Genomic DNA, 25,877 nt, shown 5'->3' on the forward strand with positions numbered 1-25,877 from the left:
CCGGACACTCGACCTCAGCACCGCCATGGTTTCCGTGACATACCTGCTGAACGGGGTGCGGTACCGGCGTGACGTATTCGCGAGCGCACCGGACCAGGTGATCGTGGTCCGCCTGACCGCCGACCGCGCGAACTCGATCACCTTCAACGCCACGTTCGACAGCCCACAACGTACGACGGTGTCCAGCCCGGACGCCACGACTGTCGCCATCGACGGCATCTCCGGCGACATGGAGGGCATCAGCGGATCCGTGCGCTTCCTCGCCCTGGTCACCGCCACCGCCACCGGCGGCACGGTCAGCAGCTCCGGCGGAACGCTGCGGGTGTCGGCTGCCACCAGCGTCACGCTGCTGGTCTCGATCGGCTCCAGCTACGTCGACCACCGCACCGTCAACGGCGACTACCAGGGCATCGCCCGCTCCCGCCTCAACGCCGCCCGAAACGTCAGCTACGACCAACTGCGCAGCCGCCACCTGGGCGACTATCAAGCGCTCTTCAACCGCGTCACGATCAACCTGGGCCGCACCTCGGCCGCCGACCAGCCGACCGATGTGCGAATCGCGCAACACGCCGGAGTGCACGACCCACAGTTCTCTACGCTGCTGTTCCAGTTCGGCCGCTACCTGCTGATCTCCTCTTCGCGGCCGGGAACCCAGCCGGCCAACCTTCAGGGCATCTGGAACGATCAGATGGCGCCGCCCTGGGACTCGAAATACACGATCAACGCCAACCTGCCGATGAACTACTGGCCCGCCGACACGACAAATCTGGCCGAGTGTTTCCTGCCGGTCTTCGACATGATCAAGGATCTGGCCCTCACCGGTGCCCGCACCGCCCAGGTGCAGTACGGCGCCGGCGGGTGGGTCGCGCACCACAACACCGACGGCTGGCGGGGCTCGTCGGTCGTGGACGGCGCGCTGTGGGGCATGTGGCAGACCGGGGGCGCGTGGCTGGCCACGCTGATCTGGGACCACTATCTCTTCACCGGCGACGTCGAGTTTCTCCGGTCCAGCTATCCGGTCATGAAAAGTGCCGCCCAGTTCTTCCTCGACACCCTCGTCACCCATCCCACGCTCGGATACCTGGTGACCAACCCGTCGAACTCTCCGGAGCTTCCGCACCACGCCAACGTCAGCGTGTGCGCGGGCCCCACCATGGACAACCAGATCCTCCGCGACCTCTTCGAGGGCTGCGCCCAGGCCAGCGAGGTGCTCGGAATGGACACCACCTTCCGCACCCAGGTCCGGTCGGCGAAGGACCGCCTGCCACCGATGCGCATCGGCTCCCGCGGCAACGTCCAGGAATGGCTGGCCGACTGGGTCGAGACCGAGCAGTACCACCGGCACATCTCCCACCTGTACGGCCTGCACCCGAGCAACCAGATCACCAGGCGGGGCACGCCGCAGTTGTACGAGGCCGCGCGCCGCACGCTGGAGTTGCGCGGTGACGACGGGACCGGCTGGTCACTCGCATGGAAGATCAACTACTGGGCCCGGATGGAGGAGGGCACACGCGCGAACAAGCTCATCCAAGACCTCGTGCGAACCGACCGGCTCGCGCCGAACATGTTCGACCTGCACCCGCCGTTCCAGATCGACGGCAACTTCGGCGCCACGTCCGGCATCACCGAGATGCTGTTGCAGAGCCACAACCACGAGCTTCACCTGCTACCGGCACTGCCGGCCGCCTGGCCCACCGGAGAGGTGTCGGGCCTGCGGGGGCGCGGCGGATACACGGTCTCCATGGCGTGGACCGGCGGGCAGGCCGACGAGTTCCTCATCAGGGCCGACCGCGACGGCACCGTCAGGTTGCGCGCCCGCCTGTTCACCGGCAGCTTCACCGTGGCCGACGTCACCGACGGCACCACGCCCGCCAGCACGCGGCCCGAGCCCGACGTCGTCCAGCTCGGCGTCCGGGCCGGCCACAGCTATCGACTGGCGCGCCCGTCGGCCAGCTCTGGAGCGGCTCGGACACGCGGAGCGGAACGAGCGTGACCGGGGTCAACAGTGCCTACAACGGGGCGCTCCCCCGGCGTCGGCGCCACGGTCGAATTCATCGCCGGGGGCGGAGCGGGCCATGGAAGACGCAGGTCACGGCGGGACCGAGCACCCGGCACCAACAGGTCGTTGACGAGCACTGTGGTGATGACTATCCTCATACGTCATATGACAGAGATCGATAGCAATCAACCTGTAAGTCTATCGTGGCGCAGGCCATGCCGAGGGGGCCGTGGCTCACACCCGAGTCGCAGGTGGACAAAATCAATACCTCCGCCACGCGGTGTGCCGGCCGATTTCTGATTTCACACTGATTCATCGCGGTCATTCCGGACCGCACACCGTATGGGGGGCCGCGTGAAGCGTGTCATCACCACCGCAGCCGTCTGCGCCGCAGCCGTGCTCCTGGTGTCCGGCTGTTCGGGAGGATCGGGCGGTGACTCCGAATCGTCCGGGTTCGAGTTCTGGTCGTTCACCGGAATCAACCAGAAGGCCGACGTCGCGGCCTACACGAAGGCACACCCGGACGCCCGCATCAAGCTCACCGAGGTGGGCAGCACGACCGAGACCGCCCAGGCACTCACCGCGGCACTGGCCGGCGGCAAGGTGCCCGACCTCGTGCTGATCCAGGGTGACGACCTGCCGAAGTTCATGCAGTCCCCGGACAACTTCGTGGACCTGTCCACGCTCGGCGCCGACAGGATGAAGGGTGACTACCTCGACTGGGTGATGAAGCAGTCGATGACCGAGGACGGCAGGATCCTCGGGATACCGACGGATGTCGGCGGCATGGCCATCGCGTACCGCACGGACCTGTTCAAGGCCGCCGGTCTGCCCACCGATCGCGACCAGGTCTCCAAGCTGTGGCCGACCTGGGACGCGTTCGCGGAGGTCGGCAAGCGGTATGTCCAGGCGACCGGCAAGCCGTTCCTGGACAACACGCCGACAAGCATTTTCTACCAGGCGGTCAACCAGGGGACGGAGCGTTACTACGACGCGGACCGCAAGCTGTCGTACGACCGGAACCCACAGGTCAAGGCCGCGTTCGACCTGACGCTGAGGGTCTTCGCGGCGGGCATCTCCGGCAAGCAGGCCTCGTTCTCGACCGGGTGGACCGCGGGCATGACCAAGGGTGACTTCGCGGTGGTATCCGCGCCGGCGTGGATGCTCACCTCCATCCGTACCAACGCCCCGGATACCGCCGGCAAGTGGGACATCGCGACCATACCCGGTGGCTCGGGCAACTGGGGCGGCAGCTACCTGGCCATCCCCAAGCGCGCGAAGAACCCGAAGGCGGCCTGGAACTACATCGCCGAGATGCAGTCGCCGGCCGGCCAACTGGCGAACTTCCTGTCCAAGGGGAATTTGCCGACGACACCGTCGGTCTACACGGATCCGCAGCTCGTCGGAAGGGAAGAGCCGTTCTTCTCCAACGCACCGATCGGCAAGATCTACACCCAGTCCGTGGTGAACATCAAACCGTTCTACATCGGTCCCGACGACGCCACCATCGGTAGCGAACTGCTCAACACCCTCACCAGCGTCGAGCAGGGCAAGGTCGACCCCGCCAACGCGTGGAGCACCGCGCTGACCAACGTCAAGAACGCCCTCCGCGGCTGAACGGACGACTGATGCGCGGCGGCCGGCGCCAACCCGGCCGCCGCACGTCGGGAAGGTGACCGCTGTGACCACCACGCTCAGCCCGGCCACGTCCGCGCGGACGACCGCCCCCGGACCCACCCGGTACCGCCACGTCCAGCAGGGCGTGCGCGAGCGACTGGCGCCCTACGCCTACGTGGCGCCGTTCTTCCTCCTCTTCTTCATCTTCGGCCTCTTTCCGCTGCTGTTCACGTTCTACGTCGCCCTGTTCGACTGGGACCCCATCGGTGAGCGGCACTTCGTGGGGTTGGCCAACTTCTCCCAGCTCGTCCACGACCCGCGGTTCTGGGGCGCGCTGCGCAACACGTTCAGCATCTGGGTGCTGTCGACGGTTCCGCAGCTGCTGCTCGCGCTCGGGCTGGCGCACGTCCTCAACCACGTAGGGCTGCGGGCGGCCACGTTGTTCCGGATGTCGGTGCTCGTCCCCTACATCACCTCCGTGGCGGCGACGACCATCGTCTTCGCCCAACTCTTCGACCGCGACTACGGCATGCTCAACTGGTTCCTCGAACTGCTGGGTTTCGCACACATCGACTTCACGGCGTCGGTGTGGGGCAGTCACATGATGATCGCCATGATGGTCGCCTGGCGGTGGACCGGATACAACACCCTGCTGTACCTCGCCTCGCTCCAGACGGTTCCCCGGGAACTGTACGAGGCCGCCGCCGCGGACGGTGCCACCGGCTGGCAACAGTTCCGGCACATCACCATCCCCGCGCTGCGGCCGATCATCGTGTTCACCGTCGTCACGTCGACAATCGGCGGGCTGCAGATCTTCACCGAGCCGCTGCTGCTCAACCCGGTGGGTGGACTTACCTGCGGAGCGGCGCGGCAGTGCCAGACCCTCACCCTCTTCCTCTACGAGCAGGCCTTCGGCCGGTTCCACTTCGGCTACGGCGCCGCCGTCGCCGTCGCGCTGTTCGTCATGGTCGTGATCGTCGCCGCGATCAACTACCTGCTCGTCACCCGGATCCGCTCGGAGCAGCCATGAATCCCGCATCCCCGACCACCGGGCGGACCCCGCACCGCCGACGAAGCGCCAACCGGGTCCCGCTCGTGGTCTACGGGGCGCTCGGCGCCATGGTGTTCCTCAGCGTGTTCCCGCTCTACTGGATGTTCGTGGTGGCCACGACGGACTCGGCCACCGCAACGAGCCTCCCACCGCACGTCCTGCCCGGCGACAACTTCCTGTACCTCGCGAACCTGGTCTTCGAGACCGTGCCGTTCGTGCAGGCGCTCATCAACAGCGTCATCGTCTCCACCGCGATCGGCGTGGGCCAGGCCGTGCTGTGCGCGCTGGCCGGTTTCGCCTTCGCCAAGCTGCATTTCCGGGGCCGCAACACGCTGTTCCTCATCGTCGTGCTGACCATGACCGTACCGGCCCAGCTGGCCGTCATCCCGCAGTATCTGATCATGTCGCAGCTCGGTTGGGTGGACACCCTGCAGGCCCTGATCGTCCCCGGGCTGGTGAGCGCGTTCGGCATCTTCTGGATGCGTCAGCACATGGTCGGCACCCTCGACGACGAGCTGATGCACGCCGCCCGGGTGGACGGCGCGACGACCTGGCAGGTTTTCTGGCGCATCGCCTTTCCGCTCGTCCGCCCGGCGGCATTCGTGCTGGGACTGTTCGGGTTCGTCAACGCCTGGAACGACTTCCTGTGGCCGTTCATCGTGCTGAAATCACCGGAGCGGTACACCGTGCAGATCGCCATCAAGGCCCTGCAGAACAGCCGGGACATCGATCTGGGCCTGGCCATGTCGGGCTCGTTCCTGGCAACGCTGCCGTTGCTGGTGTTGTTCGTCTTCGTCGGACGGCGCCTGGTGCAGGGAATCATGGAAGGTGCCTTCAAAGGCTGACCAGCGCCGGTTCCGCCCCGCGACGTGCCGCCGCCGGTGTTCCGTCTCCCGCGAACACCGGCACGAGCGGTAACCGTCAGGTCGTCGCCACCCGGCCGGGATCGCCTATTCGTCGCAGGCGTCCCGGAACTGTGCAAGGTACTCGTCCAGCGGCTGGAGGCCGACCTTGGCACGCCGCTCGGCTACCCCGGCCTCGTCGGCGATCGGCCTCGGCACCGGGCGTCCGTCCTCACATCCGCCGAACTGAGTGCCGTAGATCTGTGGCCGTCCGGAGTTCACCGCGACCCGGTCCTCCAGATAGGCCAACTCGGTCGCGTCGGCGGTCCCGGCGGCCACCGCCACACACATCAGTCCCAACGCCCGACGCTGAAACACGACGTCGTGATCGGCGTGCTGGGCGATCAGCCAGGCCGCACTGGCACCGTCGGGGCCCACGAGACGCGCGTCCGGCCAGCCATGCTCGTCCATCACCTCGCGGAGCCGGTCGGTGCGGCGGACGTCGTTGTTGGTGCTCACCTTGCCAGTGCGCTCGGCCTGGTCAGCCTCGGCCATCTCCAGGAACTCCCGCCGTAGCTCCGGCTGCGTCGGTGCGTCCCGCCTCCGCTGCCCCGAAAGGTCGCTCACCTCGCAGAGCACCTCGGCGGTACGTGCCGCACCGGCAGTGGACGCACCACGATCCGGTCGTACCTCCCCGCGTCGATCGCCTCCGCACGCCGCCGCACCGGCGAGGAGAATGCCTACCGCCGCGCAGCACCACGTCGCCGCTGACGCTCTCCCCATCGGATTATGGCCCGCCGTCCGGGCTCTTGAGGATCAGGAGCGCTCCGCCGAGCACCGCCACCGTTGGTCATTCCGGCAGTCGATCGACGGGGGCGCTGCTCAGGACTCCGTCGTCATGGATCTCCTGGCGCAGGCGCGCGATGTTGCCCCCTCCAGTAACCAGCAGGGCATGTGGTGCCTGGTCGGCCCCGGCCCGCTACCGCTGCTGAAACTGCCACCGGTCGAGGTTGAACAGGTAGCCGCTGCCGCCACCGAACCGCAGGTACAGATCGTGCGTGCCCGTCGCGCCGCCTGTAGGGCAGGTGACGGTCGTCCAGGTCTGCCAGCCTCCGGTACCCGGCACCTCGCAGGTGCCCACGAGGGTGCCGTTGGTGCCGCCCAGGCGCAGCTCGATGCGGCCGCCGCTGGTACCCGAGGCCACCGTGGCGGTGAAGGAGGCGGCCCCGGCGCCGAAGGCGACGCCCTTGACCCTGATCCAGTCCCCGTTCTCGATCCAGCCGACGTTCATGCCCCCTCCGCTGGCCGGCTCGGTCTCCACACCGTTTGCCCAGGCGATCGTCTCGGCTTCCTGCCGGACGTACGGGTTCAGGGTCCCGACCTGCGGAGCTCCCGTCGCGGTCATGTTGATCGTCGGGATCGTGCCGTCCGAGTTGTAGGTGAACCTCTCCACTGCCACCGAACGCGTGAAACCGCCGCCACCCGGCAGGGCGCCGTTGTGGTAGAAGAAGTACGAGCCGCCGTTGAAGTCGATCACGGCAGCGTGGTTGGTGAAGCTGGCACCCTGCCGGGGCATGACCGTTCCGCGGTAGGTCCACGGCCCGGTCGGCCCGGGGGCTGTCGAGTAGCCGATGAACTCCGAGCAGCATTCCGCCGCGAAGACGTTGTAGTACAGCCCGTTGCGCTTGTAGACCCAGGGCGCCTCCTCGTACAGGGTCGGGCGACTCGCGTTCCCGCTACGGGCGCCGAACCCCGCCGCGGTCAGCGGGATCTGGGTCGGCCCGCCCGAGAACGAGACCATGTCGGTGTTCAATCGCACGTACCACAGATTGGGGTTGCCCCAGTACAGGTAGGCCTGCCCGTTGTCGTCGACGAAGACGGCGGGGTCGATCTCCCCGTTCTCCACGAGTGGGCGACCGAGCGCGTCCCGGAAGGGCCCGGTGGGGCTCTCCGACACACCGACTCCGATGGCCATCCGGCCGGTCGCCCGGTTGACGACCGGGACGTACCAGTAGAACCTGCCGTTGCGGTAGACGGTGTGGCCGGCCCACGCGTCGGCGCTGGCCCAGCTGAAGGTGGCCAGGCTCATCGGAGAGCCGTGGTCGGTCCAGTTCACCATGTCCGCGGACGACCAGACCCGCCACTCGCGCATCGTGAAGTACGTCGAACCGTCCTCGTCGTGACCGGTGTAGAGGTACACCCGGCCGTCGTGTACCAGCGGAGCCGGATCGGCCGTGTAGATGGTCTGCACGATGGGGTTGTCCGCCCGGGCCACCCCGGGCACCGCCACCACGAGACACAGCAGCGCGGACAGCAGGGCCGCGCCGCGCCTGCCCGCGGCACGGCCGAACATTGCGGACCTCATGGTGACCTCCTCAGGGCTCCCGCTCAACTCAGGCGCGGTCGCCTCGTCGTGGATGGTGATCGCCGGCTCGGGCCGGCGCGGAGCTTGCCCTCTCCGCGCCGGCCCCCCCAGGTCACGGGGCAGCGGACATGTCGGCGTCGATGACGCTGCCGGCCCGTTCCTGGAAGTCGCGCTCCGGCCTCGCCCGGCGTGACCGGCTGGCTCGGCTGACCGGCTGACCGGCTGGCTCGGCTGACCGGCTGGCTCGGCTGACCGGCTGGCTCGGCTGACCCGAGGCGCCGGCTACCCGACGCGGACGAGTTGCCATTGCTGGTTGGTACCGCCCCAGTCGGTGTACTGCACCACGTTCGCGCCGTCGTTGACCTCCGCGCCCTGCACCTCCAGGGCCTTGGCGCTGTTGCGGTTGATCAGGCGGCCGTAGCCGCCCGCCGAATCGGCGAGCCGGAACTGCTGGTTCGCCCCGTTGAGGTCGGCCCACTGCACCACCCCGCCACCGTCGGCCGTGGACAGGTTCGCGATGTCCAACACCTTGCCCGAGTGCCGGGACCTCAGCCGGTAGTAGCCCTCACCGGAGTCCACGAACTGCCACTGCTGCCACGCGCCGTCGTTCCGCGCCCACTGGGTGATCCGTGCCCCGTCGTTGGTTGCATGGTTGTACACGTCCAACGCCTTGCCGCTGTTGCGGTTCACCAGCACGTACCACGCGGTCGTGTCGACCTGGCCCGGGTTGGGGACGCTGCCGCTGTTGAGGGCGTTGAGGACCGCGTCGTAGGCGGGCTTCTTGTTGCCGTTGCCGTCGAAGAGCAGCGGGTTCTGGCCGGTGCGCCACGAGTCGGTGTCCCGGATTCCCCAGACGGTGATGCCGTTGCAGCGGGCGACGGCGAGGCAGGCGCGGGTGACGGTGGCGTAGACGCTGGCCTGGTTGGCGCCGGAGATGTCCAGCTCGGTGATCTGTACGTCGACGCCGAGGTCCGCGAAGCGTTGCAGGTTGGCCTGGTAGTCGCCGGGCACGGAGTTGCTCAGGTGCGACTGGAAGCCGACGCAGTCGATCGGTACGCCCCGGGCCTTGAAGTCGCGCACCATGTTGTAGATGCCGGTGGACTTCGCGTTGATCCCGTCGGTGTTGTAGTCGTTGTAGCAGAGTCTGGCGCCCGGGTCGGCGGCGTCCGCGGCGCGGAAGGCGGCCTCGATCCAGTCGTTGCCGGTGCGCTGCAGGTTGGAGTCCCGCCGTCCGCCACTGCCGCCGTCGGCGAACGCCTCGTTCACCACGTCCCAGGAATGGATCTTTCCACGGTAGTAGGAGGCGACCTGGGTGACGTGGTTGATCGCGGCGCTGCGCAGCGCGCTGCCGGACATGCCCTGCGCCCAGCCTGGCTGCTGGGCGTGCCACAGCAGGGCGTGTCCGCGGACGGTCATGCCGCGGGAGCGGGCGTGGTTGACGATCCGGTCGCCGTTGGTGTAGCTGAACCGGCCCTGTTGCGGCTCGGTCGCGTCCCACTTCATCTCGTTCTCGGCGGTGACGCTGTTGAACTCGCGGTTCAGGATCGTGATGTACGTGTTGTCGCCCATCCTGCCGGCCGCGACGGCCGCGCCGAAGTAGCGGCCCTTCTCCGCCGCCGAGGCACCCAACGTGGTGCCGGCGCTGGCGGGGCCGGCGAAGAGCAGTGCCGTACCGGCCGTGAGCAATGCGGTCGCGAGCAGCGACAGGAGCGCTCTGGTCCCCCACCGTCGCCTGGGAGGTCTGGTTGAGTGCCCGAACTCGTTCATCGGTCAGTACCTTTCGACATCGGTTATCGGGCTGGCGGGCCGCCTGTGAGCGCTAACACTGACCGCACTCCTCGTGCGAGGCTTATAACCGGGGGTCAGGGGAGCGCTCACATCGATGTCTGTGACATTGCCACAGTGTTTCGCCGCCTTCAAGAGGTACCCGGGGACGCCTACGCGAAATTCGCCGACCGCGCAGTTTCGTCGGGTACGGACTTTCGACGGGCGGGGCCGATAACACTTTTCCGATGGCGGTGCCAAATGGGGGAAGCGCAGAACCACAGCGCTTCTTGTTATGGGAACCGGTGGCATATGGTCGCAGCCGTCGCGCTGTGCCTCACGGGGCCGTTTCGACCCGGCGACGCGTACCCCCGCCGAGCACCGCGACCGACAGCGCCAGCGGGACGGCGAGCAGCGCCAGGCCGGCGATCAGCCGTTCGACGGGAACCGGTTGCCCCTGGCTCGGACAGACCGGACAGGAACGGGTGTGCCGGGTGAGCCGCTTACGCCACAGCGGGCTCGGTACGCCGTCCCAGTCCTCCAGCGCCGCGCTCAGCCGGGCACACCTGGGACGCGCCTCCAGTGCGGCCACGAGTGACCGGCTCAGCTCCAGCCGGTTGCGCATACGCTGGACGCGTACCCCGGCGTGAGCCACGCTCGTTCCCAGTGCCGCCGCGAGGGCGGTCCTGGTCAGCAGCCCGGCGGTCTCCAGCCACCACAGCGACAGCAGCCGCCGATCGTGCCGGTCCAGCCAGGAACTGGCGCGTAGCACCTGCCCGCGCTGGCGGGACAGCTCGACGCGCAGCAGGGCCAACCCCTCTGCGTCGGTGTCCGGCGCGTCGGTCACCTCCGCCAGGGGCGCGGTCCGTTCGGCGTCGGCCTGCCGGCGGTGCAGGTGGGTGCTGGCCTGACGCGTCGCGATCGTCACCAACCACGGCCGGAAGCTTTCCGGAGAGCGCAGCGTTCCCAGCTCCCGCAGGGCGCGCAGCATGGTCTCCTGCACGACGTCGTCGACATCGGGCAGTCCGCCCAGTGCCCTGCGCACGACGGCGTACACCAGCGGCAGGTACGCCGTGACGAGGTCGTCGAGCGCCCGCCGGTCGCCGGCCTGTGCGGCCACGACCAGGCTCGTTCCGTCAACCCGGCCGGCCGGCATGCTCTGCACCGTTGGCGGGATCCCGGTCACGTCCACCCGTGAGCGACAACGCCGATCCGTACCCTGCCCGCCGCGAGGCGCCTGCCGTGGACCCGCCGTCGACGCTGGCCGCCGCCGGCCCGCTGAGGTGGCGAGTGGGACCGGCCCGCCCGCCCGGCCCCACTCCCCCGGTGGTGTCAATTACGCAGGTTCCACTGCTGGTTGGTGCCGCCGTGACAGGCCCAGAGGTGCAGCTTCGTGCCGTTCGCGGTGCCCTGGCCGCTCGCGTCGAGGCACAGTCCGGACTGCGCGCCGGTGATGGTGCCGTTCGGGTTGACATTCCACTGCTGGTTGGCCTGACCGTTGCAGTCCCAGATGATCGCCGGAGTGCCGTCGGCGGCGCCCTGGCCGGAGGCGTCCAGGCACGTGTCGCCGTAGACCATCAGTTGCCCGGCGGTGTACGTCCACCGTTGGTTCGTCCCGCCGGAGCAGTCCCAGAGCTGCGCCTGGGTGCCGTTGGTCGTACTCGACCCGCCGATCTCCAGGCAGCGGCCGGACTGGGCCCCGACGATCTGCACGTCCTGCCGGCCACCGCCGCCCTGCGGCCCGGCGGCCGCCATCACGGCCTGGGCGCCCGAGGGCCAGTTGCCGCCGGTCACCGTGACGTTGCCGGAGACCACGTTGCCCCGGTCGCCGTTGGTGACGTTGGTGCTGCCGTTGGTCGACCAGTTGTCGGTGACGGTGAAGTTGCCCATGTTCTCGGCGAACCAGTAGTTGGCGGTGGCCCAGGTACCGGTGTTCGAGAAGACGTTGTTCCTGGCGCTCCAGTACCGCGAGCCCTCGTCGAAATAGATCCCGAAGTAGCCGTTGGTCCGCAGGCAGTAGTTGTCGCTGATCAACCCGCCCTGGTTCGCCGACAGCGTGTAGACGCATCCGCCGTCGTTCATCTGCTGCATCACGTCGTGCACGTAGTTGCCGATGAGCCGGTTGTTCGACGCGGTCGTCGGTGTCGAGTACCGCGGCTGGTAGTTGTACAGCCCACGGTCGGCGTAGTGGTCACTGCCGCCGGCGTCGTTGGCACCCCACCCGTACCCCATCGACATGCCGGTGTACGGCATGTTGTAGACCTCGTTGTACGAGACGGTGGCGTTGGTGACGTAGGTGGTCAGCACCGACACGATGCCCCGGTGTTCCACGCCGAGATCGTGCAGGCGGTTGTTGCTGATGGTGATGTCCCGGTTGACCATCCGCTGGTCGCCGGGGTGGTGCGCGTCGGCGCGCACGCCGCCGACGATGATGCCGCCGGCCGAGTTGCGGGCGATCTCGGACCTGGTGACCGTGATGTTGCTGGCGCCGAGGCCGACCCCGCTGGCATGGGCGCTGGAGTCGTTACCGATGCCGATGGCCGTCTGTCCCAGATTGACGAACTGGGAGTCGGTGAAGGTGATGTTGTTGGCGGCGGAGACCTGCACGGCGGCGGGCGACTGGAGCCAGTTCGGCCGGGTGGCCTCGAACTGCGGACAGCCGTTGTGGCAGGAGGTGAAGCTGGGCCAGCTCCAGTCGCCGGCGATGTAGGCACCGGTCTGCTGGTCCGCGTAGCCCTGGTTCCCGCTGGGCCCGAGCCAGCTCGTGCCGGTGAAGGTGATTCCGCTGAAGGCCAGGTGGTGGGCGGGCGCGTCGTAGCTGCCCCCGACGTTCACCAGGAACTGGAGCGTCGGCAGTTCCACCCTTACGGTGCTCATGTTCTGGCCGCCGAGCGGGATGTAGGAGAGGGCACCGCTGGCCGGGTCGAGGTACCACTCCCCCGGTGCGTCCAGGAACTCGTAGGCGTTGCTCAGGTAGAGCGGACCCGCCCGGTGCGGGCTGGTGAAGGTGTCGTACCCGAAGTTGTTGTTGCTCCAACCGGGCTGCTGCATCGTGATCAGGTTTCCCCCGATGCTCTGCACCGAGACGTACCGGTCGGTGAAGGAGTTGACGCTCTCCAGCTGGACCCGGTTTTCGTTGGCCAGGTTGTTCAGGTAGCTCAACGCGCTGTTGGTGAACCTCATGCCGGTGCTGTCCGCGGTGAAGTCGGCCCGGTTGACCTGGGTGCGGGCCCGGGTGGCGATGGCGCCGTCGACGTAGAGCTGCCGGCTGTCCACACCCGCGCCGACATCGGCCCGCCAGATGTTCCTCCCGGCGTCGACGAGGGACCAGCCGGTGACCGCGCGGGCACCGCTGAGCACGGGACGGGCCGACGGGGCCGCCTGCCACGCCACCCGGTAGCCGTTCGTGCCGGAGTCGGCGGCCGTCAGCCGGAGTGCGGAGCTGAGCCGGTACACCCCGTCGGCCAGCTCCACGACGATGTCGCCGGACATCGAACCGGTGCGGGATCGGACCGCGGTCTGCGCGCCGGTCAGCGAGCACGGCGCGACGGCGGTGCACGCGGTGCCGCTGCCCGAGGGGGAGGCGTACAGGGTGCTGGTGGCCGCGAGGGCGGGGGCGGCCGCGAGGGCGGGGGCGGCCGAGGTGGCCACCACGGTCGCGGCGGCCACGGTGGTCAGGGCCGCCGCCGCGGCTGCGACCAGCACCCGCCGCCGGGCAGCGGGAACTGAGGGTACGGACACGGGATGTCTCCTTACCTGAACGGGGGGGGTGGCGTGGTGTGACCGATGGTCCAGATGTGACTGACCGACGCTGCGCGGTTGTCGGCGCTGAGCACGAGTCGCCGCCGGCGGCGGGCGCGGCCGGGCGACCACGCCGGGAACGAACCGCGATGCCGTGAGGCGGCACCGGTGAACTCGATTGTCAGAAGTTCATCATACGAATGATGTCTTTGCAAGGATCGATCCGCGTGACTGGAGTGGCACCGGTGACGGGCTCGTTCCCGGAGGGCAGGCGGATGTTCTTCCGGTACGCGGACACCACGGCTGGGTCAGGGCCGTGCGGTGGGCGACACGTCGTTGTGGGAGTGCAGCGGTGCGACGGGGAACCGCCGTACGGGGGCGATGCCGTCGACCCCGGCCAGCAGCCGCCGTCCGGCCCGCTCCGGCCGGACGTGGGGACCCTCGGCCGTCTGGGCCTGCGGGCGCCCGGTGGTCGCCCGGATCCGGTCCTCGTCGACCCGAACGCCCAGGCCGGGCGAGTCGCCGAGCACGAAGGCGCCGTCCTCGACGTGCAGGTCGAGCCGGACGCCGACCGGTGGCGCCAGGTCCTGCAACTCGCTGGTCAGGTGGTTCGGCACCGACGTGGCGGCGTGCAGCAGCCCGACCGGGCTGTTGCCGATCGGGCTGACCGGCAGGTCGTGGGCGTGCGCCAGGGCGGACGCCCGCAGGAAATGGGTGACCCCCCAGACGGCTGCCATCTGCACGATGTCGACCGCCCCGGCGGCGATCAGTGGACGGTACTGCTCGAGCCCGGTGAGGTTCTCCCCGGTGGCGACCGACGCCCGGATCCCCCGGCCGACGGCGGCGAGGCCCTCGGCGTCCCAGCGCCGGACGGGCTCCTCGATCCAGATGAGGTCCAGGGAGCGTTCGAGTTCGCAGACGTGCCGGACGGCCTGCTTGCGGGTCCAGGCCTCGTTCACGTCGAGCATCAGACCCGGCCGCAGTCCGTGCCCGGCCTCGGTCAGCACGTCCCTGACCAGGCAGAGGCGACGTCGGTCGCGCTCGATGTCGAGGCCGCCCTTGAGCTTGGCAGCCCGCAGGCCGTACCGGGCGTAGACCTCGTACGTCGAGACGAGTTCGTCGTCGGTCAGTCCGATGTCCAGCCCGGACGCGTAGGCGGGGATCCGACGGTCACGTCCACCCAACAGCCGCCACAGTGGCTCGCCGGCCGCCTGTGCCTTGATGTCCCACAGGGCGGTGTCGAGCGCGCCGATGGTGCCGAACACCGGGCCCGCGTGGCCCGCCTTGAAGGTGTGCCGCAGCATGCGGTCGTAGAGGGTCGTCACCGCGCGGGGGTCTTCGCCCTCGATGGCCGCGAAGATCCGCTCAATCTCCACGTGCGGCCCGAGGCCGACCCCCGAGATTCCCTCGTCGGTCTCGACGATGACGATCGACACCGGGACCACCCCGTCGGAGAAGACGCCGTTGGCGTCGCCGACGGGCCGACCCCATTCCTGGATCGTGGTCAGTGCCCGATATCCGGTGATTCGCATGTCAGCCCTTCGTGGAACCGACGGCGACGCCGTCGGCGATCTGGCGCTGGAGGAACAGATAGACCACCAGGACGGGGACAGCGGCGATCAGGACCCCGGAGGCGAAGGTCGGGATGTCGTCGGAGTACTGCCCCCGCAACGAGGTCACGCCGACCATGAGGGTCCGGTGGTCGGCCGAGGGCATCATCACCAGCGACATGAGGACGTCGTTCCAGCAGAACAGGGCGTTGAGGATGCCGACCGACAGCAGCGCCGGGGTGCCCAGGGGCAGCATGATCCGGCGGTACACGCCGTACACGCTGTTGCCGTCGATCCTAGCCGCGTCGACGATCTCCGGCGGGATGCCCTTGTAGTAGCTCGTCATCAGGAAGACGGTGAAGGGCAGGAACTGGGCCACGTAGACGAGGACCAGCCCGGGGTACGTGTCGATGAGACCGTTGTCCGCCATGATCCGGGCGAGCGGCACCATGATCACCTGGAACGGCACGAACAGTCCCGCGAGGCAGCCCAGGAACAGCGCCGTCGAACCGCGGAACCGCAACTGGCTCAGGGCGAAGCCGGCCATCGACCCGAACAGCAGCAGCAGGACCACCGACGACGTCACCACGAGCAGGGAGTTGACGAAGTAGCGGCCCATGCCCACGCTGTGCCACGCCGTACCGATGTTCTCCCAGCGCAGGGCGTCGGTCAGGGAGAACCGGTCGAGGATGTAGTCGCGCCGGGTCTTCATCGCGACGTTGGCGGTGAACAGCAGGGGGTAGATCGTGGCCAGCGCGAGCAGCGCCATCGGGATGGCGACCACCCAGCGGCCCGGACGGATCCGCGACATCAGTCCTCCCTCCCCGCCCGCTTGAGCAGCTTGATCTGCAACAGCCCCACGACGAGCATGATCACGAAAAGGACCGTCGACGCGGCCGATGCGAGGGCCGGCCGGTTCAGCTGTCCCTGCTGGAACCAGATGTAGTACTCCGGCAGGTACGTCGACCCCTCCGGACCACCGCTGGTCATGACGTAGAGCAGGCCGAACATGGAGGTCAGCATCCCGATCATCGTGGTCACGAAGACGAACTGGATGGTGCGCGACAGGCCCGGGACGATCACCTGCCAGATGACCTGGGGCAGCGACGCCCCGTCCACCCGGGCCGCGTCCAGGAGCGCGGGGTCCAGGGTGGCGAACCCGGCGAGGAACACCACCAGGGCCATTCCGAAGGTCGCCCAGACGTGCACGCCGACCACCACGAACATCGCCACGTCCGGGTTCCCGAGCCAGTCGACGGGACCGACGCCGACCGACCCGAGAACGGCGTTGAACGGGCCGTCGAAGGCCAGCAGCAGGTTGAAGATCGCGCCGACGATGACCGGGGAGAGCACCGCGGGGAAGAAGTAGACGCTGCGGTAGAGCCGGTGACCGGGCACCCGGAGGTAGATGAACGTGGCGAGCAGCCCGGGGACCGCCACCGCCACCGGAAGCAGCAGCACCAGCAGTCCCACGTTGCCCAGCGCGGCCCGGAACAGCGGATCCTCGAACAGCTCCAGGTAGTTGTCGAGACCGACCATCACCCCGTTCCGCTCACCGTCGCCGGTGAAGGAGAAGTTGACCCCGAGGAGCAGCGGGTAGAGCCGCAGCACCACGATGATCAGTACGGCCGGAGCCATCAGGACGTAGGGGGCGAGGCGCTCGGACCGCCACCCACCGCCGCGCCGGGGACGGGCGATGCGACGGTGGGTGGCGGCCCCGGCCGCCGCGTCGGTCCGTCCGGCCGGGGCCGGACGGACCGACGGCGGTACGTTTCCGATCGGCACGGGTTCAGCCCACCTGGTCGGAAGCGGCCAACTGCTTCACCACCTCGTCGACGGTGATCGAGCCGCTGAGCAGTTGCTGGGAGAGCCGACCCATCAGGTCCAGGGTCTTCGAGGAGAGCGCCACGTGCAGGGCGGGCTTGCCGCCCTTGATCCCGGAGACGATGGTGGCGGCGGCCGGGCCGCCCTGCGACACGTCGATCGTGGTGTCGGCGGCGATCGCACCGGCGTCGGCGTAGAAGGCTTTCAGCGCGTCGGTCGAGGTCAGCGCCCGCACCAGGTCCGCGGCCACCCTCGGGTCCTTCGTCCACCGGGCGACCCCGTAGCCGATACCGCCGTCGTAGGGCAGGCTCGGGGTGGTCCCGGCGGTGACGACCGGGGCGTTCATGACGCCGAGCTTGTCGGCCGTCAGGAACTCGTTGAAGTCCTTCCAGTGCCCCACGTCCGACATCAGCCCGATGACGTGGGCAGCCTTACCGGACTGGAAGAGCGCGAAGGAGTCGTTGAACATCGCGGTCGAGTTGGCCCCGTCGTTGTTCAGACCCGCGTCGCCGGCCTCCTTCCAGAGCTGGAAGACCCGCTTGACGTTGGGCGAGGCCCAGTCGCGCTTTCCGGCGATCCAGTCGTCGTACTCCTGGGCGGTGAGGATTCCCGACGCCAGTCCGGAGAGCCAGAACTGGATGCCGGCACCCTCCTTGTTGCCGAGGGCCAGGCACTTGGCGCCGGCCCTGGCGATGGCGGCGCAGTCCGTGAGGAACTCGCTCCACGTCGTGGCCGGGCTCGCCGGGTCGAGCCCGGCCTTGGCGTAGAGCGCCTTGTTGTAGTAGATGGGGTGGCCCTGCAGCGTCACCGGGCCGGCGTAGATCCTGCCTTCCCTGGTGAACGCGTCCCAGCCGGCCAGCCGCTGTCTGTCCTCGGCCAGGTACCCGTCCAGCGGCACCAGCGCGTCCACCCGGTCACGGATCCGACCGCCTCCGTTGAACAGGATGACGTCCGGGCCCTTGCCGGACTGGATCGCCGCACCGAGCAGCGTGTAGTACTGGTCGAACGGCTGCGCGACGAACTCGACCGCCACGCCCGGGTGCTTCCTCGCGAAGTCCGCCTTCGCCTTCTCGATGTAGGGTGCCGCGGAAGCCTCGCCGGACTTCCAGTCCCACACCACCAGCTTGCCCTCCGACCCGCCCGGGGACGGGTCCGATCCGGTGGCGCTTCCACAGCCGGCCAGTGCCAGTCCCAGCACGAGGACGGCCGGCCATATCGCTCGCTGCCTCATTCTTCTCACCCTTTACACGTGGGGTGGCCGGCGGACCGACCGTCAAGGGTCATCATTGAGCGGAAACGTAACTCGTATGATGTCTGTCGTCAATGTCGGCCGTACACTGAGCACGGACGCCGGGCTACCAGCGCGGTGGGCCAACCGGAGGGGGACATGACGCCATCGCAGGAGACCGCCTTGAATGTTGTACCGCCCCCGGCCTGGACACGGCGACCGGCCAACCTCGCCCGGGCCGTCACCGCCGAACTGGTGGAACGCATCGTCCGCGGGACGCACCCGTCCGGGACGTCACTTCCTCCCGAGCCGGTGCTCTGCGAGACGTTCTCCGTCAGCCGAACCGTCGTCCGGGAAGCGGTCAAGATCCTTCAGGAGAAGGGGCTGGTGCAGGTCCGTCAGGGTGCGGGCACGATGGTCACCCCGCCGTCGTCGTGGGACATGCTCGACGAACTCGTCCTCGGGGCCACCATCGCCGAGGACGACAGCCTCGCCATCCTCGACGACCTCGTCGTCACCCGGCGGGTGCTGGAGTCCGACATGGCGAACGTCGCCGCCCGCCTGGCGGACGAGGAGACCATCGAGGGGCTGCGCGCCCTGGTGCAGCGGATGGATGAGGTCGTCGACGACACCGTCACCTACCACGAGTACGACCGCGCCTTCCACGACAAAATCATGCAGGCGTCCGGCAACCGCATCGCTCGGGGTGTCGTCCGCGCGCTCGAAAGTCAGGTCGTCAACACCGCCCGGTACATGGGCCGGACCGAACGGTCGCTGTGCGTGGCGTCCAACCGCGGGCACCGGCGGATCTACGAACGCATCGCCGCCCACGATCCGGAGGGCGCCGCCTCGGCGATGTTCACCCACATCACCGAGGCCTGGCTCGTCCGCCGCAGTGGAACGGGCAGTCCCAGCCGTCTCCAGCGGTGACACATCGCCGGACGGGCGGGCTCCCGGACCGCAGCGGGTGCCCGCACCCCTGCTCGCCACGAATCCGCCCGTCACGTCCGCCGACCTCTCTCAGGAGAACCGCGCGAAGAACCGCCAGATCTCGCCCCTGGTCCAGGTGGTGACGCCGCTCTCGGGGTAGGTCCCCGTCACCGGACCGGGCCGCCGGGTTGCCGGGTGCCGGCCGTCGCGAACGTCAGCGCTTCGCCCTAGACGGGGTGTGACCGCTGCGGCGTTCCGGCCAGGGCGGTGCCGGCGGCGCAGGCTGCGAGCGGGTGCCGGCGTTTCCGGGTATTCATTCGCTCCTCCGTTGTCAGCCGTCGTTGCCGGCGAGGTGCTCGGTCGGGGCTGTCAGGGTCGTCCGGTGCAGTCCACGCCGGGGTGTTCCACCGTCCGCTCGGTCGTCACGTCCTCGCCGTCGACGCTGCCGTTGACCCGGACGGTCGCCGAGCCGGCCGCGATCGAGGTCGCCCGCGTGCGGAACGCCCGGTAGGCGTACCCGCCCGGCGCGACGTCCCGGAACGACCGCGCGCCGTACCCGGTCTCCAGGGCGATGTCCACCGGCCCGTCGTGGTCGTTGCGCACCCGCACGGCCAGGTACGCCCGACCGGCGAGGCATCGCGCCTGTGCGGTGGCCGTGACGGGCAACTCGGGCTGGGCATCCGCCGCGGCGAAGGACCAGGAGTCGATCTCGAGAAGATCGTCACCGGCCGGGCCGTGGTGGGTGAAGTAGACGTCGTGCACGCCGCTGACGCCCTCGAGTTCGGCGGTCACCTCGGCCCACTCACCGGTCGGGGTGCCGGCCGGGACGGTGCCGACCACGGGACCGGCGAGGTCGTCGAGTCGCACCTCGATCCGCGCGCCCGCTGCCAGCGCACGCACCTTGGCCGTCGCGCTCCGGGCACCACCGTCGCCGAAGTCCACGGAGGACAGCGCCGTCCAGTCGCCGTCGTCGACGTCGCGGACCACCAGGTTCGGCGCCTCGGGGCCGAACTGGGCGGAGCCGCCGTCCAGCTTCGCGGTCGCGATGCCCTTGCTCCAGCCGAAAGTCTCCGCCTCGAACACCCGGAACGGGTCGAAGTTCCTGACCTGGTCCACGCCGGCGTAGGTGCCCACGACCTGCTGGATGGTGCCGTCGGGGTTGAAGGTCAGCTCCTGGATGTGCGGGCTGCGGTACCCCTGGGTGGTGTTCCCGTTGATCCGCTTGTTCAGCGTCGGGGCATGGTAGGTGAAGTAGTGCCTGCCCTCGAACTCGAACACCGACTGGTGGTTGTTGCCACCGGTGCCGGCGCCGAAGAACTGCGACTGGTTCGGGAACAACACGCCCGCGTAGGTTTCCTTCGGCCACGACATCGGGTCGTCGGAGATCAGGTAACCGATCTGACCGCCGCCGGGATAGCCGGGAAGCGGCGTCTGGTTGCCGCCGAAGTCGTTCCCGCCGAAGTGCGAGGAGTACGAGAAGTAGTACCGGCCCGCTCGCTTGAAGACGTGGCCCGCCTCGAAGGCGACCGGGGCGTCGACCACCACGGCCGCCCCCTCGGTGGAGACCATGTTGTCGCCGAGCTCGATCGCCCGGAGGTTCTTCGGGTTGTTGAAGCGCTCGGCCGGCGGCATGCTCGTCGACGCGGGACCGCCCCCGAAGTAGAGGTACTCCTCGCCGTCGTCGTCCACGAACGGAGCGGGGTCGAACTTCCACGCGACATCCTCGGCACCGGGGGTGTCGCCGTTGATCAGCGTGGTCGTGCGCTCGCTGGTCCACGGGCCAAGGGGCGACTCAGCTGTGATCACGTTGCTCGAGCTGCCGCCGTTGGCGTAGTAGAGGAAGAACTTCTCCTTGCCGTCCACGACCTGCCTGGCCATGCCGGGCGCCCAGGAGTTGCTGGTGAAGGGTGCCACGCCGTCCGGTCCGGCAACCTGGACCTCGCCGTGGTCCGTCCAGTTCACCAGGTCCTCGGAGGAGATCACCGTGATCTGGTTGATGTCGCCGTAGTTGATCTGCGGCGAGATGCCGGTGACCGGGTCGGGCGCATAGCCCTGGGTGTCATTGGTCAGGTACATGTACACCCGGCCGCCGTGCACGAACCCGAACCCGTCGGCGCCGAACTTGTGCCCGATCAGGGGGTTGTGCTCTCCGGGCAGCTTACCGACGACCTCGACGGTCTTCGCCGGGGTGGGAGGCGGCGCGGCGTCGACCTGTTCGGCGGCCTGCACGGGTACCGGCGCGGCGACCGGTCCCGCGGCCAGCACGACGCTGGCGATCGCGGCGAACCGTCGACGCGTCACCCTTGGCGAGCGCTGTTTCAAGTGAAACCCTCCTTGATCTCTGACTGGCTTCTGGACTCTCCGTCGTCCCGGACGGGTTGGACCCGGGCCTGGACGGGGATCGGGTTGCCCGGATCCGCGCTGGGCTGGGCTGGGCTGGGCTGGGTCGAGCGTTGCCAGGCGCGCGGGATAGCCGCCGGGAGCCGGTGCGGAGCGGGCCGCACCGGCCCCCGGCGCCCCACTCCCTGGTGGGGTGGCCGTGTGGTGCGGGTGACGCCGGCAAGGCAATTGCCTGCGCGTCACCCGCTCGGCGGCGTCATGGGGTGGAAAGGTCGAACCTCCGGACCGTGACCGCGCCGCCCAGCGCCTGGGTGGCGTAGTTGAAGATCCCGAACCGGTATCCCATGAAGAACTGCCAGGCGTTGTTGAGCGTGAAGGCCGGGCCGAGGGTGGTGAAGGTGACGCCGTCCGTGCTGTAGGAGAAGCGGGCCTGCCGGCCGGTGCCGGGCCGGATGTCGGCGTTGGCCCGCAACCAGATCCGGCCGCCGGAGACGGCGGCGCTGGCGGCCTCGGTGCCGGTGCCGGTGGTGTTCCAGTTGCTGTCCATGGTCAGGTTGTTGGTCATGACGACCCGGGTGGTGCCGTTGTCGCGTCTGACGCCGATCCAGGCCGAAGACTGGCGCAGCATGGCCAGGCCGGTACGGTCGCCGTCGCGCATCGTCGAGTAGTCGAGTTCGACCGTCGCGGTCGAGGTCGGCCCCTGGATGCGGTGGGTCAGGGTGTTCCGGGCGTCGTAGAGGTCGTTGGTGACCGTCGCGGTCTGCAGACGAAGGCCGTTGTTGACCGACCACCTGGTGTTGTCCGGGTTGTGGTTCCACTCCCACTGCGGGCCGAGGGTGGTGCCGGCGAAGGTGTCCGCGCCGGTGAGCGGCCGGACCGGCCGCAGCGGCAGCGGGTTGGGGTACGTCGTGCCCCAGACGCCGTTGACCGTCTGCAGTACGGGCCACCCGTCGCTGGTCCAGCTGATCGGTGCCAGCGTCGGCATCCGGCCGCCGGGGTACGCGTCGGTGAACGCCATGTAGTACCACTGGCCGTTCTGGGTCTGGACCAGGCCGCCCTGGTGCGGGACCCCGCCGCCGGCGATCGGACCCGGCAGGTCGAGCAGGACCTGGCGGATCTCGTACGGGCCGAACGGGTTGTTCGCCTTCAGGACGTACTGGCCGTTGGCCGGGCGGGTGAGCCAGATGTAGTAGCTGCCGTTGCGCTTGTAGAAGCGGGCACCCTCCAGCGTGCCGATGCTCGACGGCGTGCTGAACACCTGCTGGTTGCGCACCTGGGTGCGCCCGTCGGCGGAGAGCTGGGCGACGCTGATCGCGCCGTTGCCGTACGCGATGTACATGGTGTCGTCGTCGTCGATCAGCATGCCGGCGTCGTAGTAGCAGGTGGGGATGGTGGTGTGCCGGTTCCAGGTGCCGTCGACGGCGGACGCGGTGTAGATGTGGGTCTGGGCAAAGTCGATGCAGCCGGCCCAGTAGTAGGTCCGGTTGCTCTCCCGGTAGTTGAGGGTGGACGCCCAGATCCCGTCCACGTAGGCCCGGCCGCCGGAGAGGTCGTACTTCGACCCGAAGTCCAGCCGCGGCACCGAGTGCCCGGCGAACTCCCAGTTGACCAGGTCGTACGAGCGCAGGATCGGTGCGCCCGGCGAGTAGTGCATGGTCGAGGCGGACAGGTAGTAGGCCTCGCCGACCCGGATGATGTCGACGTCGGCGAAGTCCTGCCACACCACCGGGTTCGTGAAGCTGCCGCCGGGCGGGTCGGTGGGCGGGCCTCCCCCGCCGTCGACCCGGACGAGCTGCCACTGCTGGTTGTCGCCACCCCAGTCCGTGTACTGCACCACGTTCGCCCCGTCGGCGGTCGAGGCGTCCCGCACCTCCACCGCCTTGCCACTGTTGCGGTTGATCAGCCGTACGTGACCACCGGCCGAGTCCGCCAGCCGGAACTGCTGGTTCGTCCCGTCACCGTCGCTCCACTGCACGATCGCCGCACCGTCGGCGGTCGACCGGTTGTACACGTCCAGCACCTTGCCGGAGTGCCGCGACCTCAACCGGTAGAACCCGCCACCCGAGTCGACGAACTGCCACTGCTGCCACGCCGCCGCATCGGCACGCGCCCACTGGGTGATCCGGGCGCCGTCGTCGGTCGCCCGGTTGTAGACGTCCAACGCCTTGCCACTGTTCCGGTTGACCAGCACGTACCAGGCGCTCGTGTCCACCGTCGCCGCCGAGGCCGGCGCCGGGCCGAACGCGACCGCAGCGGTGGCGACGAGGGCGGTCGCCAGGGCGGCGACGGCCGCGGACCGCCAGCGGCGCCACCGGCCGTGGATCGTGCTGTCGTGGGCCGGTCCCGGAGCTGACGCGACGGGTGGCGTCTGCGCCACGACATCCATGGTCTTTCTCCTTCTGTCGGAGTCACCCGGGGCCGGCGTGCCGGCGCCTGGTTGTCCTCCCGTGGCGGGCAGAAACTTCATCAATGTGAGCGCTAACATGGCGTCGAGCAAGGTGCCGTCAGGTGAGACGGGACTGGATGAAACCGCTTTGGCGGATGTACGGCATATTGCCAGACCGTTTCGAGTCGTTCAAGGGGCAAGGATCGACAGCCGGGCCTGAACCGGTTTCCGAGACGGCCGGCGGGCCTTTCCGACTCCGACGTTGTGAAGCGCCGACTGATAACACTTTCTGGGAAAGAGGATCGGATCGGTCAGGGACTGAAATCTCACATCGTCTTTCTGTTATCGACCGGGGCGTCCGAAGGTCGCGGTGCCGGGCGCGACCGCCGGCCGGTCGGGCTGCTGTCGTACCCACGCCGGACAGCGGCCCTGGGCGGCGGCGGACGCCACCGTGCCGGAAGGGGGCTAGCCGGCCAGGGGTGGCCGGGCCCGGAAGGAGGCGTCGGCCCGGAACGCGGCGTCGTCGGTCAGCTGGTCCACCCACAACTGCAGACCGCGGTGGCGCAGGAACCAGCCGGGATAGTTGGACGATTCCAGCGACACAGAGCCGGGTGCCGCGCCCGTACGCACGCAGAACGTCGCGTCCCCGCGGAACAGTTGGGTGCCCACGTCCTCGCTCAACCGCACCCGCCAGTCGGAATGGCGCAGGTAACGTCCGTCCTCGGCGCGGAACGAGACGCAGCCGCGGTCCGCCAGGCCGGCGACCGCCTCGAACGTCGCCGACTGTCTGGCCGCGCCGTCGCTGTCCGGGCCGACCCGCGCCAGTACGCCGAGGCCGTCGACCGTCGTGGCGAACAGTCCCACCTGGTTGATCGACTCCATCGACACACCTCCCAGCGGCAGCGGGCGTTGTCCGGTGTTCGACGGCGTGGCGCCGGTCGGGCGCGGGCGGATCGGGGGCGGTGCGGTTGCGCGGGGTGCCGACCTCGACGGGACGACGACCGTTGACGCCGTCGACGCGGCGGGCGTCGGTGGCGACGACGGCGCGGCGATGCGCACGGGCGGCCGTGGTTCCGGCGCCGGCCAGGTCGCCGTGGTGACCGTGGCACCGGTGACGACCGTACCGGCGACGACCGCGGCCACGACGGGATGCGCCCCGACCACCTGGCCGAGCTGACCGAGGAGTCCGGCCTTGACGCCCGCGCCGACGGCCCCGGAACCGCCGACCCCGCTCGCGCCGGAAACGGCCGCCGCCGAGGCCGCGCCGAGGGCACTTCCCAGCGCGGCGCCCTTGCCGGCCAACGACGCCACCAGTGCCGCCGGCACGGGGATCAGCGCGAGGCCCACCAGTAGACGTTCGGGCGCGACCAGCCCGCTGGCCCGGCGGAGGCAGACCGGGCAGGACCGCGTGTGCCGCGTTATCCGCTTGCGCCACAGTGGACCCGGCTGGCCGGGCCAGTCCGTCAGCACAGCCTCGAGACCGTCGCAGCCGGGCCTGGCGTCCAACGCGGCCACCACGGCCCGGCTCAGTTCCAGCTGGCCGCGCATCCGCTGCACGCGCACACCGGCGTGCACCACCCCGACGCCCAACGACCAGGCCAGCTCCGCCCTGCTCAACCGGCCGGCAACCTCCAGCCACCACAGCGACAGCAGCGTCCGGTCGTCCGGGTCGAGCCAGCGGCTGGCGCGCACCACCTGCCGCCGCTGCTCGGACAGGTCCAGACGCAGCAACGTCAGATCCTCGAAGTCGGCCGCGGCATCCGGCTCCGCGGTCACCTCGTCCAGGGGTACGGCGCGTTCGGCGGCCACCTCCCGCCGTCGCAGCTGGGTGCTGACCTGGCGCAACGCGATGGCCACCAGCCAGGGCCGGAAGTTCTCCGGCGTCCGCAGCATCCGCAGTTCCCGCAGGGCCCGGAGCATGGTCTCCTGCACCACGTCGTCCGCATCCGGATGCCCGCTCAGCGCCCGGCGCACGATCGTGTACACGATCGGCAGGTACGCCTCGGTGAGGTCGTCAAGCGCCTGCCGGTCGCCGGACTGCGCGGCGACGACCAGACTCGTCTCGTTCGTACGGGTAGCTCGCATGTCCCCACGCTGTCGAAGGTGCCGCAGATGGTGGTGAACCGAGGTAGCGTGCCGGGTTGCTCGGCATGCAGCGGCACGAGCCGTCGCGCCATTTCTCCTTGTGACCTGACGCGGCGGTGGCGCGATGATTGACTGTGGTGGACGGCGGTGGCCAG

Annotated in this window: 17 protein-coding genes; 5 read left to right on the plus strand and 12 right to left on the minus strand. The window is 69.1% G+C overall.

Features of this window, described 5'->3' with window-relative positions:
* The 4 genes from ACQEUR_RS24405 to ACQEUR_RS24420 form a co-directional block, all read left to right on the plus strand.
* Nucleotides 1-1,993 (plus strand): glycosyl hydrolase family 95 catalytic domain-containing protein (locus ACQEUR_RS24405; protein ID WP_433035447.1); only part of this gene is annotated, 1,993 nt, incomplete at its 5' end.
* Between the two features lie 360 nt (nucleotides 1,994-2,353).
* Nucleotides 2,354-3,616, plus strand: a complete 1,263-nt coding sequence (locus ACQEUR_RS24410) for an ABC transporter substrate-binding protein (RefSeq protein ID WP_433035451.1) — start codon at nucleotides 2,354-2,356, stop codon at nucleotides 3,614-3,616.
* A 64-nt stretch (nucleotides 3,617-3,680) separates the two neighbouring features.
* Nucleotides 3,681-4,646 (plus strand): carbohydrate ABC transporter permease, encoded by a 966-nt coding sequence (locus ACQEUR_RS24415; RefSeq protein WP_433035454.1) that lies wholly within the window; start codon nucleotides 3,681-3,683, stop codon nucleotides 4,644-4,646.
* Nucleotides 4,643-5,512: a carbohydrate ABC transporter permease gene (locus ACQEUR_RS24420; protein ID WP_433035457.1), complete on the plus strand. Its 870-nt coding sequence runs from the start codon at nucleotides 4,643-4,645 to the stop codon at nucleotides 5,510-5,512. Before ACQEUR_RS24415 ends, ACQEUR_RS24420 begins: the two co-directional genes overlap by 4 nt.
* Before the next feature lie 105 nt (nucleotides 5,513-5,617).
* On the opposite strand, the gene ACQEUR_RS24425 is transcribed toward ACQEUR_RS24420, so the two are convergent.
* The 9 genes from ACQEUR_RS24425 to ACQEUR_RS24465 all read right to left on the minus strand — a co-directional run bounded on the left by ACQEUR_RS24425 (nucleotide 5,618) and on the right by ACQEUR_RS24465 (nucleotide 17,984).
* A complete protein-coding gene (locus tag ACQEUR_RS24425; RefSeq protein ID WP_433035460.1) occupies nucleotides 5,618-6,136 on the minus strand; it encodes a DUF6624 domain-containing protein in 519 nt (172 codons plus the stop codon).
* A 352-nt stretch (nucleotides 6,137-6,488) separates the two neighbouring features.
* The gene (locus ACQEUR_RS24430) at nucleotides 6,489-7,874 is read right to left on the minus strand and encodes a glycoside hydrolase family 43 protein (RefSeq protein ID WP_433035463.1); all 1,386 of its coding nucleotides are present in this window, start codon (nucleotides 7,872-7,874) and stop codon (nucleotides 6,489-6,491) included.
* Between the two features lie 282 nt (nucleotides 7,875-8,156).
* A complete protein-coding gene (locus ACQEUR_RS24435; RefSeq protein WP_433035466.1) occupies nucleotides 8,157-9,641 on the minus strand; it encodes an endo-1,4-beta-xylanase in 1,485 nt (494 codons plus the stop codon).
* 334 nt (nucleotides 9,642-9,975) lie between these two features.
* Nucleotides 9,976-10,758, minus strand: a complete 783-nt coding sequence (locus tag ACQEUR_RS24440; protein WP_433035469.1) for an RNA polymerase sigma factor — start codon at nucleotides 10,756-10,758, stop codon at nucleotides 9,976-9,978.
* A 212-nt stretch (nucleotides 10,759-10,970) separates the two neighbouring features.
* Nucleotides 10,971-13,379 carry an RICIN domain-containing protein gene (locus ACQEUR_RS24445; protein WP_433035472.1) on the minus strand — a complete coding sequence of 803 codons (2,409 nt, stop codon included), beginning with the start codon at nucleotides 13,377-13,379 and terminating at the stop codon, nucleotides 10,971-10,973.
* 308 nt (nucleotides 13,380-13,687) lie between these two features.
* Entirely contained in the window at nucleotides 13,688-14,911 is a 1,224-nt protein-coding gene (locus ACQEUR_RS24450) for a mandelate racemase/muconate lactonizing enzyme family protein (protein ID WP_433035475.1), read from the minus strand.
* Nucleotide 14,912: 1 nt separating this feature from the next.
* Entirely contained in the window at nucleotides 14,913-15,740 is an 828-nt protein-coding gene (locus ACQEUR_RS24455) for a carbohydrate ABC transporter permease (protein WP_433035478.1), read from the minus strand.
* Nucleotides 15,740-16,714, minus strand: a complete 975-nt coding sequence (locus tag ACQEUR_RS24460; protein ID WP_433035481.1) for a carbohydrate ABC transporter permease — start codon at nucleotides 16,712-16,714, stop codon at nucleotides 15,740-15,742. The genes ACQEUR_RS24455 and ACQEUR_RS24460 overlap by 1 nt, the downstream gene beginning before the upstream one ends.
* Before the next feature lie 4 nt (nucleotides 16,715-16,718).
* Complete coding sequence (locus ACQEUR_RS24465; protein ID WP_433035484.1) at nucleotides 16,719-17,984, minus strand: ABC transporter substrate-binding protein; 1,266 nt, start codon at nucleotides 17,982-17,984, stop codon at nucleotides 16,719-16,721.
* A 156-nt stretch (nucleotides 17,985-18,140) separates the two neighbouring features.
* On the opposite strand from ACQEUR_RS24465, the gene ACQEUR_RS24470 reads away from it, so the two are divergent.
* Complete coding sequence (locus ACQEUR_RS24470) at nucleotides 18,141-18,911, plus strand: FadR/GntR family transcriptional regulator (RefSeq protein ID WP_433035487.1); 771 nt, start codon at nucleotides 18,141-18,143, stop codon at nucleotides 18,909-18,911.
* 369 nt (nucleotides 18,912-19,280) lie between these two features.
* On the opposite strand, the gene ACQEUR_RS24475 is transcribed toward ACQEUR_RS24470, so the two are convergent.
* From ACQEUR_RS24475 to ACQEUR_RS24485, 3 genes are all read right to left on the minus strand, one after another.
* Nucleotides 19,281-21,233 (minus strand): glycoside hydrolase family 43 protein, encoded by a 1,953-nt coding sequence (locus ACQEUR_RS24475; RefSeq protein ID WP_433035490.1) that lies wholly within the window; start codon nucleotides 21,231-21,233, stop codon nucleotides 19,281-19,283.
* Nucleotides 21,234-21,507: 274 nt separating this feature from the next.
* Nucleotides 21,508-23,637 (minus strand): family 43 glycosylhydrolase, encoded by a 2,130-nt coding sequence (locus ACQEUR_RS24480; RefSeq protein WP_433035493.1) that lies wholly within the window; start codon nucleotides 23,635-23,637, stop codon nucleotides 21,508-21,510.
* Nucleotides 23,638-24,102: 465 nt separating this feature from the next.
* Nucleotides 24,103-25,722 carry a sigma-70 family RNA polymerase sigma factor gene (locus tag ACQEUR_RS24485; protein ID WP_433035496.1) on the minus strand — a complete coding sequence of 540 codons (1,620 nt, stop codon included), beginning with the start codon at nucleotides 25,720-25,722 and terminating at the stop codon, nucleotides 24,103-24,105.
* Between the last annotated feature and the right edge of the window lie 155 nt (nucleotides 25,723-25,877).

This window comes from Plantactinospora sp. CA-290183, assembly GCF_050936375.1.
Taxonomy (GTDB): Bacteria; Actinomycetota; Actinomycetes; order Mycobacteriales; family Micromonosporaceae; genus Plantactinospora.